Origin of the sequence: Winogradskyella sp. KYW1333 (assembly GCF_003335675.1) — a bacterium.
Lineage (GTDB): Bacteria > Bacteroidota > Bacteroidia > Flavobacteriales > Flavobacteriaceae > Winogradskyella.
Genome location: NZ_QPHL01000015.1, coordinates 41,457 through 56,415, shown reverse-complemented (window position 1 = coordinate 56,415; position 14,959 = coordinate 41,457). Strand labels below are relative to the sequence as shown.

At 33.1% G+C, this 14,959-nt stretch carries 16 protein-coding genes; 6 read left to right on the top strand and 10 right to left on the bottom strand.

The genetic code is table 11. From position 1 onward, the window contains the following. Positions 1 to 18: 18 nt before the first annotated feature. The 3 genes from gldF to DUZ96_RS05910 are packed head-to-tail and all read right to left on the bottom strand — an operon-like array spanning position 19 to position 1,887. Entirely contained in the window at positions 19 to 741 is a 723-nt protein-coding gene (gene gldF, locus DUZ96_RS05920) for a gliding motility-associated ABC transporter permease subunit GldF (protein WP_114301038.1), read from the bottom strand. A 9-nt stretch (positions 742 to 750) separates the two neighbouring features. Beyond that, entirely contained in the window at positions 751 to 1,047 is a 297-nt protein-coding gene (locus tag DUZ96_RS05915) for a putative quinol monooxygenase (RefSeq protein WP_114301037.1), read from the bottom strand. A gap of 3 nt (positions 1,048 to 1,050) precedes the next feature. Beyond that, positions 1,051 to 1,887: an S-adenosyl-l-methionine hydroxide adenosyltransferase family protein gene (locus DUZ96_RS05910; RefSeq protein WP_114301036.1), complete on the bottom strand. Its 837-nt coding sequence runs from the start codon at positions 1,885 to 1,887 to the stop codon at positions 1,051 to 1,053. A 111-nt stretch (positions 1,888 to 1,998) separates the two neighbouring features. Between DUZ96_RS05910 and DUZ96_RS05905 the strand changes: the two genes are divergently transcribed. Together DUZ96_RS05905 and DUZ96_RS05900 are read left to right on the top strand one after the other, a co-directional pair. Further along, entirely contained in the window at positions 1,999 to 2,952 is a 954-nt protein-coding gene (locus tag DUZ96_RS05905) for a PhoH family protein (protein ID WP_114301035.1), read from the top strand. 3 nt (positions 2,953 to 2,955) lie between these two features. Then, on the top strand, positions 2,956 to 3,906 hold the full coding sequence (locus tag DUZ96_RS05900) for a phosphoribosylaminoimidazolesuccinocarboxamide synthase (RefSeq protein ID WP_114301034.1): 951 nt from the start codon (positions 2,956 to 2,958) through the stop codon (positions 3,904 to 3,906). A gap of 612 nt (positions 3,907 to 4,518) precedes the next feature. Here DUZ96_RS05900 and DUZ96_RS05890 read toward each other — a convergent pair. The 3 genes from DUZ96_RS05890 to rlmD are packed head-to-tail and all read right to left on the bottom strand — an operon-like array spanning position 4,519 to position 7,239. Further along, positions 4,519 to 5,280, bottom strand: a complete 762-nt coding sequence (locus DUZ96_RS05890; RefSeq protein WP_220222699.1) for a DUF6048 family protein — start codon at positions 5,278 to 5,280, stop codon at positions 4,519 to 4,521. Continuing rightward, positions 5,246 to 5,785, bottom strand: a complete 540-nt coding sequence (locus DUZ96_RS05885) for a DUF6452 family protein (protein ID WP_114301032.1) — start codon at positions 5,783 to 5,785, stop codon at positions 5,246 to 5,248. The genes DUZ96_RS05890 and DUZ96_RS05885 overlap by 35 nt, the downstream gene beginning before the upstream one ends. Before the next feature lie 2 nt (positions 5,786 to 5,787). Beyond that, positions 5,788 to 7,239, bottom strand: a complete 1,452-nt coding sequence (rlmD, locus tag DUZ96_RS05880) for a 23S rRNA (uracil(1939)-C(5))-methyltransferase RlmD (protein ID WP_114301031.1) — start codon at positions 7,237 to 7,239, stop codon at positions 5,788 to 5,790. A 295-nt stretch (positions 7,240 to 7,534) separates the two neighbouring features. Between rlmD and rocD the strand changes: the two genes are divergently transcribed. Continuing rightward, positions 7,535 to 8,812: an ornithine--oxo-acid transaminase gene (gene rocD / locus DUZ96_RS05875; protein WP_114301030.1), complete on the top strand. Its 1,278-nt coding sequence runs from the start codon at positions 7,535 to 7,537 to the stop codon at positions 8,810 to 8,812. Positions 8,813 to 8,874: 62 nt separating this feature from the next. Here rocD and DUZ96_RS05870 read toward each other — a convergent pair whose 3' ends face one another. Together DUZ96_RS05870 and DUZ96_RS05865 are read right to left on the bottom strand one after the other, a co-directional pair. Further along, the gene (locus tag DUZ96_RS05870) at positions 8,875 to 9,207 is read right to left on the bottom strand and encodes a CCC motif membrane protein (protein ID WP_114301029.1); all 333 of its coding nucleotides are present in this window, start codon (positions 9,205 to 9,207) and stop codon (positions 8,875 to 8,877) included. 22 nt (positions 9,208 to 9,229) lie between these two features. Next, positions 9,230 to 9,436 carry a DUF2752 domain-containing protein gene (locus DUZ96_RS05865; RefSeq protein WP_409010765.1) on the bottom strand — a complete coding sequence of 69 codons (207 nt, stop codon included), beginning with the start codon at positions 9,434 to 9,436 and terminating at the stop codon, positions 9,230 to 9,232. A 179-nt stretch (positions 9,437 to 9,615) separates the two neighbouring features. Here DUZ96_RS05865 and DUZ96_RS05860 point away from each other — a divergent pair, with 179 nt between their 5' ends. Together DUZ96_RS05860 and DUZ96_RS05855 are read left to right on the top strand one after the other, a co-directional pair. Further along, positions 9,616 to 9,828: a hypothetical protein gene (locus DUZ96_RS05860; protein WP_114301027.1), complete on the top strand. Its 213-nt coding sequence runs from the start codon at positions 9,616 to 9,618 to the stop codon at positions 9,826 to 9,828. Beyond that, positions 9,818 to 10,375: a Smr/MutS family protein gene (locus DUZ96_RS05855; protein WP_114301026.1), complete on the top strand. Its 558-nt coding sequence runs from the start codon at positions 9,818 to 9,820 to the stop codon at positions 10,373 to 10,375. Before DUZ96_RS05860 ends, DUZ96_RS05855 begins: the two co-directional genes overlap by 11 nt. Here DUZ96_RS05855 and DUZ96_RS05850 read toward each other — a convergent pair whose 3' ends face one another. After that, positions 10,376 to 11,299 (bottom strand): hypothetical protein, encoded by a 924-nt coding sequence (locus tag DUZ96_RS05850; protein WP_114301025.1) that lies wholly within the window; start codon positions 11,297 to 11,299, stop codon positions 10,376 to 10,378. Positions 11,300 to 11,385: 86 nt separating this feature from the next. Here DUZ96_RS05850 and DUZ96_RS05845 point away from each other — a divergent pair, with 86 nt between their 5' ends. After that, positions 11,386 to 12,531 carry a cysteine desulfurase family protein gene (locus tag DUZ96_RS05845; RefSeq protein WP_114301024.1) on the top strand — a complete coding sequence of 382 codons (1,146 nt, stop codon included), beginning with the start codon at positions 11,386 to 11,388 and terminating at the stop codon, positions 12,529 to 12,531. Here the strand turns inward: DUZ96_RS05845 and DUZ96_RS05840 are convergent. After that, positions 12,528 to 14,954 carry a carboxypeptidase-like regulatory domain-containing protein gene (locus tag DUZ96_RS05840; RefSeq protein ID WP_114301336.1) on the bottom strand — a complete coding sequence of 809 codons (2,427 nt, stop codon included), beginning with the start codon at positions 14,952 to 14,954 and terminating at the stop codon, positions 12,528 to 12,530. The genes DUZ96_RS05845 and DUZ96_RS05840 overlap by 4 nt on opposite strands. Positions 14,955 to 14,959: the final 5 nt, after the last annotated feature.

Genomic DNA, 14,959 nt, shown 5'->3' with positions numbered 1-14,959 from the left:
TAGGAGTAATGATCATAGTTATGATTCTTGAATTTTAAGTTTTGTAAACAACAGAAAAGCTATTGAAATACTAATAAAGTAAATAAGATCTCTTGTGTCAATAACGCCTCGACTCATACTGTTATAGTGAGCAGACATTCCTAGATCTTCCAAATAGAATAAATCTCCTAATAAAGCATAATTTGATAAGCCTTCGAAGCCGAAATAAAAAAAGAAACAGATAAAAACTGCTATTATAAAAGCAACAATTTGATTGTCTGATAATGTTGATGAAAATACGCCTATGGAGGTGTAAGCACCAATTAAAAATATTAAACCAAAGTATGACCCAATGGTACTGCCAATATCGATTCCTGTCTCAGGACTACTTAATTCTAAAATTGAATATACATATAGCAACGTGGGCAATACTGCCAATAAAATTAATACTAATGCTCCAAAATACTTTCCTAAGACTATTTGAAAATGAGTCAATGGCTTAGTTACCAATAATTCTAATGTTCCCTGTTTTTTTTCATCACTAAAACTACGCATTGTAACTGCTGGAACAAGAAAAATGAGAATCCATGGTGCTAAAAGAAAAAATGAAGATAGACTGGCTTCACTAGCATTAAAAACATTGAAATTGCCTTTAAACAACCAAAGAAACAAACCATTTAATAAAAGAAAAACACCTATCACCAAATAACCAATAGGTGATGCAAAAAATGTATTTATCTCTTTTTTTAAAATAGCTAACATTATGAATTATTAATTTAAACTTTCAATTTTATCTACACTCCAAGCCTCTGGTTTGCCATTGAAAAATGGTTTTGTTTTTGCCCAAACTGCTTTAAACAGATCTGAATTTCTATAAGCGCTTAATGATTTTTCAGAATCCCAATAACTATATGTAATAAAGATATTTGTATTGTTTTTATCTCTATATAATTCTAATAGATTACATCCTGAAAACGCCCTTATTTTATTTTTATTGATCTCAAAATTAGCAATGAATTCATCAATTCTACTAGGTTCAAAACTCATTTTTACAATTCTTACTAACACAGTCTAAGTTTTATTAAAGTTGACGGTAACGGTATCCATTGTTTTTAAGCCCATTAAGGTAGATGCACTTCCTGTAGTACTGCAATTACTTTTATAAACTGCAATTTCTAGATAATCTGATGAATTAAAGACTACCATTCCTTTGCCTTCATCATTTCGTCTAGATTCCTCAATATCAAAATTTACGATATCGCTGTATTTGTTATAAACCCTACTGAATTTATGGTTGCGAGCAGAAATTTCAAAAGACCTCGTTTTTTGAATGTTTTCAAAAAAAATCCGTTTAATATTGGTAACTACATTACCATAGTTGTCTATATAGATAACACTACCTATAATTTGATTTTTTTCATCATTAACAAAGGGCACTAAATTCTTAATTGGTTTAATGTTGTTAATAACTTTTCCTATAACCTCTAGAGTACCCCCTCGAGCGATATGACAGGCGACTTTTACAAAAATGTCTAAAACAGGAAAACTTGTTTCAATCTTGTCATGTATATTTATTTCTACAATCTTTTCTGGTGCTATTTCAGCGCAAATCATACTCATTATCCCATTGTTTGCACAGATAAAGTAATGGTCGTCTAATTTTATTGCAATATGCTTATTTTCAGGACTTAACTCTGAGTCAATACCTATAACATGAATGGTTCCTTTAGGGAAACTGCTATAAGCATTCAAAATTATATATGCAGCTTCAGAAATATTAAAAGGAGAAACGGAATGAGAAATATCTACAATTTTTGTGTTAGAAAGTTCACTATATATAGCACCTTTAATTGCTCCGGCAAAGTGGTCTTTTTCTCCAAAATCAGTCGTTAAAGTGATTATTGCCATGAATTAATTGTTGATAATTTTTTTAAGAAACCTGATAGTAAAATTGCTAGATTTGTGTGACTACAAAACTAATAAAAGAAAACAGATTAAAATACTAAATCCTTCACGCTTTTGAATGAAATTATACTAGAACTAGAAGAAATTACTCCCAAAGAATTCTTTGGTGCCCAAAATGCAAATATTGAACTTTTAAAGAAGTATTTCCCAAAATTAAAAATTGTTGCTAGAGGTAATAAAATTAAAGCGTATGGCGATGAAGATCTGCTCGAGGAGTTCGACAGAAGGATGATGATGCTAATGAAGCATTTTGGTAAGTATAATAAGCTTGATGAAAATGTTATAGAGCGCATTTTAACAAGTCAAAGTAGTGATGATTATACAACTTCTGCTAAGAGTGGAGAAGTTATAGTTCATGGTGTTGGTGGTAGATTAATTAAGGCACAAACTGTAAATCAGAGAAAATTAGTTGAAAGTATTCGTAAAAACGATATGGTTTTTGCTATTGGTCCAGCTGGTACGGGTAAAACCTATACTGGTGTTGCCTTGGCCGTTCAAGCATTAAAAAATAAAGAGGTAAAACGCATTATACTAACGAGACCAGCAGTTGAAGCTGGTGAGAACCTAGGATTTTTACCAGGTGATTTAAAAGAAAAATTAGATCCTTACATGCAACCGTTATACGATGCATTAAGAGACATGATTCCTCATGAAAAGTTAGACGCATATATAGAGAAAGGTGTTATTCAAATTGCGCCATTGGCTTTTATGAGAGGACGCACATTAGATAATGCATTTGTGATTTTAGATGAAGGACAAAACACTACCCATGCTCAAATGAAGATGTTCCTGACTCGTATGGGTAAAAATGCAAAATTCTTATTAACGGGTGATCCTGGTCAGGTGGATTTACCAAGACGGACCATTTCCGGTTTAAAAGAAGCACTACTTGTATTAAAAAATGTGGAAGGTATTGGGATGATATATTTAGATGATAAGGATGTTATTCGCCATAAGTTAGTGAAGAAGGTAATTGCTGCATATAAGAATATAGAAAATAGAGACTAAGAAATGCGTAAGACCATAATAGATACAAATTTTAATTTTCCTAATCAGAAAAGTGTCTACAAGGGAAAGGTTAGAGAAGTTTATAATATCAATGATGAGCAACTTGTAATGATTGCTACAGATAGATTATCAGCTTTTGATGTAGTAATGCCAAAAGGTATTCCATACAAGGGTCAAATCCTAAATCAAATAGCCACTAAGATGATGAAGGAAACTGAAGATCTTGTTCCAAATTGGCTTTTAGCTACACCAGACCCTAATGTTGCAGTAGGACACCTTTGTACTCCCTTTAAGGTTGAAATGGTAATACGAGGTTATATGTCTGGTCATGCAGCTAGAGAATATAAGGCAGGTAACCGATTGCTTTGTGGTGTGACAATGCCAGAAGGAATGAAGGAAAATGACAAATTTCCTGAACCAATTATTACACCAGCGACAAAAGCAGAAAAAGGAGATCATGATGAAGATATATCACGGGAGGATATTTTAAAACGTGGTATTGTGTCTGAAGAAGACTACCTAACTCTTGAAGACTACACTCGTAAATTATTTCAATGCGGTACCGAAATTGCGGCAGAGCGCGGTTTAATTTTAGTTGATACTAAGTACGAATTTGGTAAAACCAAGGATGGTAAAATTGTATTGATTGATGAAATCCATACTCCAGATTCTTCACGTTATTTCTATGCTGAGGGCTATAAGGAACGACAGGATAGAGGAGAAGCTCAGAAACAATTATCTAAAGAATTTGTGCGTCAATGGTTAATTACCAATGGATTTCAAGGATTAGAAGGACAGTTGGTACCTTTTATGTCCGATGAATATATTGAAACTGTTAGTGATAGATATATTGAACTTTACGAAAATATAACTGGTGATACTTTTGAAAAAGGCGATATATCTGATATTCAAGGTAGGATAGAGGCAAACGTCCTTGCATATCTAGAAAAGTAATTTTTAGATATAATTATTTTTTAAGGTATTTAGATGATGTTCAACATGATAGGCTGTCCACATTATTAATTCTCGCACAGGTATTTTACCCATAAGTGGATGAGGTAAAATGACATCATATAAGTTTTTATAACTTATTTTTTAGTCTTGTACTATAGCTTTTTATTTTCAGTTTGAAGCCTATTAATTATATAATGTTTGTCTTCCAAATTGAGTCTTTTCATTTTTTGAGACCCTTTGAATGTTTTGCCTTTTGATTCCTCAAGTCTTTCATGGTAACGATTTACTATGGCGTCGCAACTCTAACAGGTCTATTCGCTTTTCCGAATCTATATTTTAAGAAAAACTTAGGTAAGCTTAAAGAATTGTTTAATGGTTTTATACTCTGTAAAAGGTGCAGTGCTTGTTCACCTGCTGACCACTTACCTTCAGGTCCTTCGGTCCATTTTTCATCAGGATGATTTTTTAGCCAAGTAATTAATTCAGAGTATTTGCTTTCTAATAATTCTATGATAGATTATTTATCCATAAAGGGAAGGTTTGATAAAGAAAAGAAAGAAAAAAATGAGCAGCCTTAAAATCCTTAACGTGTTTTCAGATAATTAATCGACTTTATTCGTCAGCTTCTTTTTCTTGCACAACAATTTTGTCTTTTTTGAAAATTGGAATTAAATAGGATAGGTTAAAGTTAAATCCAGTGCCAAATCTTCCACTATCGTACGTGCGATTAAATCCTGGAATATATAGGTTTTCAAAATTATTAGGTTCTGTTTCGGTAATAAGTCCTTTGAGCTGTACATTAAAACCAGCATAGAAGTTATTGAACATTTCTGCTTTTATACCGATTTGAATCTCTAGCCATGTCGCAGTGAGACCCTTGAATTCTTCACTTTCATTTATTGAAACCTGTTCATTCCAGTATTGATTATTTATATTATATACACCATAACTATTCAAAGTTTGACTAAACGTACTTGCCCCAGCTCTAAAACCTGCATAAATCATGTTCTCCATGTCTAACCAATTCCTATAGAAGTTAAGATCGATACCACCTTTAAAATAACTTCCTTTCGTAGTATTATTTAAAACTTCGTTCTCAATTGTACGCTCTTCATTTCCAATTTCCCCAGCTAGGTATATGCGTTTTGTTAAACGATAATCACCCATTAGCTCTAACCCTGTATAATTATCATCAACAAATGTTCTGGCAATTTTACTTATATCGGCACCCAAACGAAGGCCATACTTTTGCTTATAAATAAGCGTGTCTTTAACTGTTTCTATTTCTTCGCTTTGGGCTGTTGCAATTAATGAAAACAACAGCATAACTAAAACGCATCTAATGGTAGATGCGAACATGAACTGTGTCTTCATCTTGTACGGTTGATTCAACGATTTCAATATTACTTATCCATAAATCACTATCGGCTTCTACATTTAAAGAGAGTCCAATAAATTGACTCTTATACCCACACGCCCTAGATACATAGACATATTCTGTTGTATATGAAATTTCTATAATATCCATATTTGAATTTGTAGTGTCGTTTTCATCCAATCTCAAATTGGTATCTTTTTCTAAAATGAACCTACTCGTATTGAGTTCATTCTCATTACCTATTAATAAGGGTAATGTTATTTCATTTGTATTTGTATTGAATACTAAGGTCTCATCTAAACTGGTATCAGGATCAGTTACTAAACCTTCCCCATAAACTGAAAGTCTAGACACACTTTTAAGGTCATCCGTATTAACCACATCGTAAAACTCAACAACTAACCTCGGAGTCGTAGAAGTTGTTGCTGCACAAATATCATCGCGTTCACATGCAAACAGAAGAGTGGCTATACTAAGTATTAAAAATTTTATTCTATTCATATTTATTTTTCAAACAGTACCACTGTTTCTATGTGTGCTGTGTGAGGAAATTGATCCACCAAGCTTAGCTTTTTAATTTTATAACCTGCTAACATTAACTGCTCTGTATCTCTAGCTTGTGTTGCTGGATTGCAAGATACATAAACCAAACGTTCTGCGTTGAGGTTTATTATTTTTTTAAGGGTCTTAGGAGCAATTCCGGCACGTGCAGGATCTAATATGATGGTCCTTATTTTATTATAGTATTCTGGATGCTCTGTTAAAAACTTACCAACATCTGCAGCAAAAAATTTTAGGCCATCAATTTTGTTCCGTTTTGCGTTTTCTTTTGCATCTTCAATAGCTGATGCAACAATGTCTACTCCAACGATCTGAGCATTATGGGCTTTACTTGCCAATATTTGCCCAATTGTCCCAGTACCACAGAACAAATCCAAAACAATATTGTTATCTATGGAAGCTTTGTTTTCTAGGGCATAGTCAATTACCTTAGAGTATAATTTTTCCGCGCATTTTGGATTGGTTTGAAAAAAGCTTTTCATACTTATTTCAAAGTTCAGACCAAGAAGTTCTTCAACTATTTTATCATCTCCATATACTAAATTAATTGACCCTGTAGTCGCAATTGTTCTATCACCAATTTCATCATTTATGGTATGCAATAAACCGGCAACTCTCTCTTCAAAAATTTCTACTAAATATTTGGCGAATTTGTCTAAATGAAATTGATCTAAACCATTGGATGTTGTAACTAGGTTAAAAAGAAGTCTGTTGGTGTTATAAGATTTTCTAATCACAAAATACCGAAAGAATCCTTCTTTTTTTGGACCATGCCATGATGGTAAACCACTTTTCTGGCAGTACTCTCTTATGTTTTTAAGATTGTCTTCAACTTGTTGGTCAAAGAGTCCCGAATCTTTATTTAAGTTTTCACCGCACCACCAAAGTCCTCTTCTTTTAAACCCTAGAGTAAACTCATCTACATCGGTTTTCAATTCTCTATCGTATCCAATAGCCGAAAACCCATATTCCATTTTATTTCTATAATGAAAAGTGTTAGGTGAATTTACAAATTCATCTAGCTTTTCCTCAATATTTGAAACCTTCCCAATACGTTTAAAAAGCTCTAACGTACTTTGTTTTTTATAAAGGTGTTGTTTCTCAATGGGTAATTGAATATATGGTGCACCAGGAATGTCTTGGTAAGACACTTCAATTTCGTCTTCTGACGACTTTAAAATTTCAAGAAGTTTACCTTCTGCATATTTTTTACTCGATTTTTTTATCTGTGCCTTTACTAATTGGCCAGGAAGAGTATTAGGAACGAATACTACAAATTCTCCATGTTCGTTACGAATACGTCCAATCCCTTTTCCGCCAAAGGCGTAATCCTCAATTGAAATTTCAATTATTTGTCCACGTTTTACAAATTTGTTGCGCTCTCTTCTTGGCATATATTGGAAAATATGAGTGCAAATATAAGTGCATTTAGACGATCTTTAAATGGTTTGAAAATAAATTTGGTTCTTTTCTAATTTTACAATTATGATGAGAATAAACAACAATTAAAACTTTAGGTACCTTAGGTAAGTGGCAAAATATTAGAATAGGATTTTAAATCAACGGGAATATTTATTAATTTGCACATTCCTAGGGATGATTTCTTTCCCACGCTGAATTTTCGGAACTTCTTCGAAAGAATAAAGGTAGATAAGGAATGGTTATTTTTTAATTTAAAAACGATTTAAAATGGCTGTTTTAGACCACATTTCATCGCAGGAAGCGATGGCACTAGAAAACAAGTATGGAGCCCAGAATTATCATCCGTTACCAGTGGTACTTAATAAAGGAGAAGGTGTGTTTGTTTGGGATGTGGAAGGAAAAAAGTATTACGACTTTTTATCTGCATATTCTTCATTAAACCAAGGGCACTGTCATCCAAAGATTGTAAATGCAATGACAGAGCAGGCGCAACGCCTTACATTAACTTCAAGAGCGTTTTACAATGATATGCTTGGGCGTTATGAAAAGTACGCGACAAAGTACTTTAAATTTGATAAAATGCTACCAATGAACTCAGGAGCAGAAGCTGTAGAAACAGCTATTAAGATTTGCAGAAAATGGGCTTACGAGGTAAAGGGTATTGATTTAAATAAGGCTGAGATTATTGTTTGCAAAAATAATTTCCATGGTAGAACTACAACTATAATTTCATTTTCAAATGACCCTGTAGCACGTCAACATTTTGGACCATATACAGATGGTTTTATTAAAGTTGAGTATGATAATTTAAAGGAATTAGAGCAAGTGCTAAGTTCCAATGAAAATGTTGCAGGATTTTTGGTTGAACCAATTCAAGGTGAGGCTGGTGTATATGTACCTAGCGAAAATTATTTAAAAGAAGCTAAGGCTTTATGTGAAAAGTATAATGTACTCTTTATTGCTGATGAGGTACAAACTGGAATAGCGAGAACCGGTAGATTATTGGCTACTTGTGGCAATTGTACTTGTAAAAACAAAGATTGCTCAGGTACGCCAGATGTAAAACCAGATATTCTTGTTTTAGGAAAAGCGTTAAGTGGCGGTTTATACCCAGTTTCTGCTGTAATGGCTAATAATTATATTATGAAGGTTATACAACCTGGAAACCATGGTAGTACTTTTGGTGGTAATCCTATTGCAGCTGCAGTTGCTATAGCTGCTCTAGAAGTTGTAAAAGAAGAGAATTTAGCAGAAAATGCAGATTACCTTGGAAATCTATTTAGAGCCGAAATGAATAAATATATTAAATGTAGTAATATTGTCAGCTCAATACGTGGTAAAGGATTGCTAAATGCAATTATAATTAATGATGATGAAGATAGTGATACAGCCTGGAATATATGCTTAAAGTTAAGAGACAATGGACTTTTGGCAAAACCTACTCATGGTAATATGATACGTTTTGCACCACCATTAATAATGACTGAAGATCAGTTGCTGGAATGCGTATCGATTATTAAAAAATCATTAAAAGAATTTGAATAAGAATTCGTTTAAGAATAAAAAAAAGCGACCATTTGGTCGCTTTTTTTAGTTATTTAAAATTCTTATTGCCCCATCATTTCTTGCATTCTCTCTTGCATAAGTTCTTGATCTTGTAAGGCTTCCCAACCAAAAGTAACTACTAACCATACGTAAAACAAAACCAAAAGTATACTTAAAACTATACCTATGATACCCATTATTTTTCCAGCTTTAACGTTACCGTAGCCAAGATAATTTTCTGGATTTTCTTTATACAATTTTTCAGATTTAGTAGATATAATAATTGCTACTATTCCGAAAATAATTCCTGGTAATCCGTAACAACAACAACCTACTATTGATAAAATACCCATAACTAGGGCTAGTGTTGCATTAGGTAACATTTGTTTTTCCATGAGAGTTGATTTATTTTTAAGGTTAAAATGTTTTGATTAGAAAACTTATTACAATAATACTAATATTTAAAATAAAAAGACCGAGTAATATTTTATGGCCGTTTTTAAAATGAAATTTTAAATGGATTAGTAAAAAGGTAAACATAGCAATCAACGTGTAAATTGCTGGATACATATATAAAGCAGCAACAAATTTACCTTCAAGAATTAAGGCAATTGACCGTTGCATGCCACAACCCATGCAGTCTACGTTAAATGTTTTTTTCCACATGCAGGGAAGCATGTATTCGTCTATTCCTTTTATCATAAAAAGCATTACGCTAATTTAAGAAATGAAAAATACTTTTAGGGAATTGATTAATAAAAAGTACGTTGTCTTATTTTTGTAGCTCTTAATTCTCTAATAAGATGAACATTTCAAGAATAGTTAATTTATTGGCAATAATTATAGGTGGAGGCATAGCCCTTTATGCGCAAGCAGATGAGAAACAAGATACATATATGTTAATTGCAGGTATCGTTTTATTGATGTTTGGGATATATAGAACTTCAAGAAATATTCCAAGCAAATTTGATAAGCAAGAAGGTGAAACTTTTATTAAATCTGAAGATGAAGATTAGTATAGGTGATAGTGTTGAAACGATTGACGATAACATAAAAGGTGTTGTCAATAATATTTCAGGTTTAGTAGTTACTATCGAAGATGAGGATGGATTTGAAATACAATTTGAAGCTCATGAACTAATTGTTACTTCAACCGATAAAAGGTTAAAGCAAGCTGTGATCAATACCGATATTGACACTATCAAAAAAGAAAAAGAAGTAATAAGGAGAAGACATCAAGCTACCGCAAAACCAAAGCATAGACATGCACCAAAGATAGTTGTGGATCTGCATATACATCATTTAACGGATTCTACTAAGGGTATGACTAATTTTGACATGTTGAATTTACAAGTTAATACAGCTAGAAGGCGATTAGAAAATGCGATCACAAACAGAATACCCAAGATAGTTTTTATTCATGGAGTTGGTGAAGGTGTATTGCGACAAGAATTAGAAACACTATTTAGGCGCTACAATAATGTACAGTTTTATGACGCAGATTATAAAACTTATGGTTTAGGCGCAACTGAAGTAAGGATATTTCAGAATATAAGTCCTTAATTAATCGTTTTCTGTGGTTACATTTTCAATAGGACTAACGAAACTACCTAGATTTATTATTGTAGCATTGATAATATCTAGACCAATATCCTCTAAAATAAAAAAACTTGTTGTTGTCCGGGTGTAGGTGTTATTTATAAAACCAGATTCAGGAAACGCTTCCATAGCTGTTGGGTGATTGTAGAGAAACCTTACAACATTGATACCTTCCTCATTTGGTACAAAATCATTTAACGGATTCTTATCCTCTGTTGGGTCTTCAAGACGCGTTAAAACACCATCATTATCATCGTCATTATCTAAATAATCAGGTTCGTCTTCACCATCTGTATTCCTAGGATTTGTAAATGGATTATTATCTCCATCGTCATTATCATCCTCGTTAATTGTTTTTACATTGTCATTATCATCATCTTCGTCTAAATAATTTGGAATACCATCACCATCAAAATCATCATTGTTAGGATCACCGTCACCATCTAAATCTTCATCTTCTGTTGGTATACCATCATTATCATCGTCCACAATTGTAACTGTTACATTAACATTACCACCATCTGTTTCGTAGTCATCTATAACCACTAAACTAGCATCACTCAATTCATCACATAAAACATTATTACCAATTACATTACTGTATGTTCTATAGTTAAACCTGATACCTGTACCAGAGCCAATTTGTACCATGTGAGGTTCATTTTCAGCAGTTTCATCCGTAAATAAGTAGTCATATGTTGGCTTTGGTAATGATAATATTAAAGCTTCGTTAGGATCATTACGCGTATCGAATAGTAGATAAAAATTCTCAAAGTTATCACATCGATCTAATTCCTCGTCAAATTCTAATTGTACATTAATAATGTCACCATCATCACACGAGGATAAGAAGACTAATAAAATAAGAGCAAAAAAACGACGTGTCATAGAATTAATTTTCAACAAAAATAACGGATTTGTGAAATTATAACGCTGAAGTATTTAATTAATTTTATTTATGATATTTTTGCACCATGAAGTCAGTATATTTAGATAATGCAGCAACAACCGCATTGCGACCGCAAGTGATTGATAGGATGACTGAAGTGTTAAAAGAAAACTTTGGTAACGCTTCATCTACTCATAGTTTTGGACGTTCTTCTAAAGCCCTTTTGGAGCAATGCAGAAAAAATATTGCAAGTTACTTTAATGTATCTCCGGGTGAAATTGTATTTACCTCAGGTGGTACTGAAGCAGATAATTTAGCTTTGCGAAGTGCAGTAAGGGATCTAGGTGTTACTGAAATAATTACTTCTCTAATCGAGCATCATGCCGTTATACATACTGCAGAACAGCTTCAAAACGAGTATGGTGTTAAAATAAACTTTGTTGAAGTTGATATTAATGGTTTTATCAATTACGACCATTTGGAGGAGTTATTAAAAAGAAGTGATAAGGCATTAGTAAGTCTTATGCATATTAATAACGAGATTGGGAATATATTGGATATTGAAAAGGTAGCAAAATTATGTGAATCCTATGGTGCACTATTTCATACGGATACCGTTCAATCGATTGGACATTTTAAATTAGATCTAGATAAAATCCCTGTAGATTTTCTTGCAGCAAGTGCACATAAATTTCATGGCCCTAAAGGTGTTGGATTCTGTTTTATTAGAAAAGAATCTGGCCTAAAACCATTGATTTTTGGTGGAGAACAGGAGAGAGGTTATAGAGCTGGTACAGAGTCTATTCACAATATAGTTGGTATGGATGAAGCTTTAGGGCAAGCCTACAAAAAATTGGAAAAGGAACATGAATACGTGCTAGGTTTAAAATCATATTTTATAGAAAGACTTCAGCACATAATACCGAGGGTAGGTTTTAATGGAGGATGTAATGATTTAGAAAATAGTACATATACACTTGTAAACATATGTTTACCAATTAATCCTGAAAAAGCACCTATGCTACAGTTTCAATTAGATTTAAAAGGAATAGCCTGTTCTAAGGGTAGTGCATGCCAAAGCGGTAGTAGTCAACAATCACATGTTCTGAGCGCTATCCTTAATAAAGATGATTTAATGAAACCTTCTGTTAGATTCTCGTTTAGTAGTTTTAATACAAAAGAAGAACTAGATTATGTAATAGATGTATTGAATGAATTTGTAAATTCCTAAAATCTAGCAGACAAGCGTAAATTAAAAACACGAGGCGTCAGGTAATTAGGAATAGCAAACTGACGTTTACTATATACATCTCTAACCCAAGTATTGGTAATAGAATTTTGGTTATTGAACATGTTGTAGATTTCAAAACCAATCGAGAATTCTTTAAATGCTTTTTTCCAATTACTTCTGTACCTTCTTTCAGGATTTACGATTTCGTATGAAATACCTAAATCTGCACGACGGTAGTCTCTAAGTCTAATTTGAAAATCATAAGGATCGGCGTAACTAGGTGAACCGCCCGGAACTCCGGTATTATATACTAAATTTAAATACATTTTCAAATCTGGCATGTTAGGTACATAATCTTGAAATAAAGCACCAAATTTTAATCTTTGATCGGTTGGTCTTGCTATATAACCTCGATTATCAATATTTTCTTCGGTTTTTAAATAACCAAAACTAAACCATGATTCTGTACCAGGTACAAATTCCCCATTTAACCTCATATCTAACCCATAGGCATAGGCCTCTGCATTATTTTTGGCTCTATAACGAATTCTCACATTTTCCAAGGTATAAGGATTTACATCGGTCATACCTTTATAATAGGCTTCAGTAACCAGTTTGAAAGGTCTATCCCACATCTCAAAACTATATTCGTTACCAACAACAATATGAAATGATTTTTGTGCTTTCACATTTGGTTGTACAACACCGGATGAATCTCTTAACTCCCTATAAAATGGTGGTTGGTAGTAAAGTCCTCCTGCTATTCTAAAGAGCATGTCTTTATCCCAATTTGGTTTAATTGCAAATTGAGCTCGAGGGCTAAAAACTGTTTGTGTGTTTGATTCAATCCCCACACCGCTAACTGTCCAATTGTGTGCTCTTATACCTGCATTGTAGAAAACTTCATTGTCACCCCAAGAGGTACGTTTACTGTATTGAGCAAACGCTTGAATTCTCTGAATTTTTGCTCTGTTGAGCGCTCTAATATTTTCAAAAGCGGTTAATGGTCCTGAAAATGGTTCGTAAGGCTGTAAGTTTGGTTGATTAAAATTTGGCGGTCTAATAGAGAAACCTGCTGAGTCAATAACTTCATATTCAACAAGTCGATCGCGAATATCTTCATCGGTATACTTAATTGACCACTCCACAGTACTTTCTTCGTCAACACTGTAATCTCCGCGATGTTCAACATTAACAATAAAAGCATCTAATTCATTCCTAGCATGAGTTAATTGAGAACCTATACCTTCACTAAATTCAACTTCACCTAAATCATCATCTCCAATATTGGTATTTACTTCACCTAATCGGTATTGAGCAAAAATATCGAAGAATTCTTGTTCAACTGTATGATAAGCAGAACCAATAAGTTTAAGTGTGAGATCATCATTTACAAAATAACTGGCTTTAAATGCTCCAAAATAAGTTTGGTATTCGTCCTCTTCTTGTCCATCATAAAACACTAAAAGAGCTACAGGTTGTTCTAAAGTACCAAAATTGGTCTGTCTATTTTCTGGTTGAAAGTTATACTTGTTTAATGAAATATTTCCTAAGAAATTTAGATGAAACTTATCAGAAAAACGATATGTAAGATAAGTTTGTGCGTCCGCAAAAACAGGTTCAACATTTCCATCGGTTTCAAGATTGTTTAAAATTAAACTATTGTCTCTATATCTAACTCCAGCAATACCAGAGAATTTACCATCTTTAGAAACTGTCTCGCCAGCTATACTTCCACCGAGCAAACTAAGATCAGCCCTAATTCCAAAATCCACAGGATTACGATAGGTAATATCTAATACTGAGGAGAGCTTATCACCGTACTTAGACTGAAAGCCTCCAGCAGAAAAATCAACGTTTGCAACTAAGTCTGTATTGACAAAACTTAAACCTTCTTGGTTACCAGATCTTATTAAAAATGGTCTGTAAACTTCAATTTCATTGACGTAAACTAAGTTTTCATCAAAATTTCCACCTCTTACAGAATATTGTGTGCTCAGTTCGTTCGATATATTCACACCTGGTAAAGTCTTAAGGATATTTTCTACTCCAGGCTGAGCACCTTTTATAGTTCTAATAACCTTTGGGGCAATTGTTGTAACACCATTTACTTTTTGTCTAGTACTACTGGTCAATACAACAGTAGCTATTTGCTCTACTTCTTGCTTCATAACAGGATTAAACTCAACTTCCTGCCCATTTTTTAAATTAAAAACCTGAAGAATACGTTTGTGACTAATATGCGTGAATTCTACCGATACCTCTTGACCAGAAGATATCTTTAATTCGTAAAATCCATTAATATTTGTAGCAATTCCTTCTCCAGTACTTGCTTTGATATTTACTTCGCTTATCGGGTAATTATTCTCATCTAGTATTACACCTCTTATAGTAGCTGATTGTGAGAAGGACAAGAGTCCTATCAAGA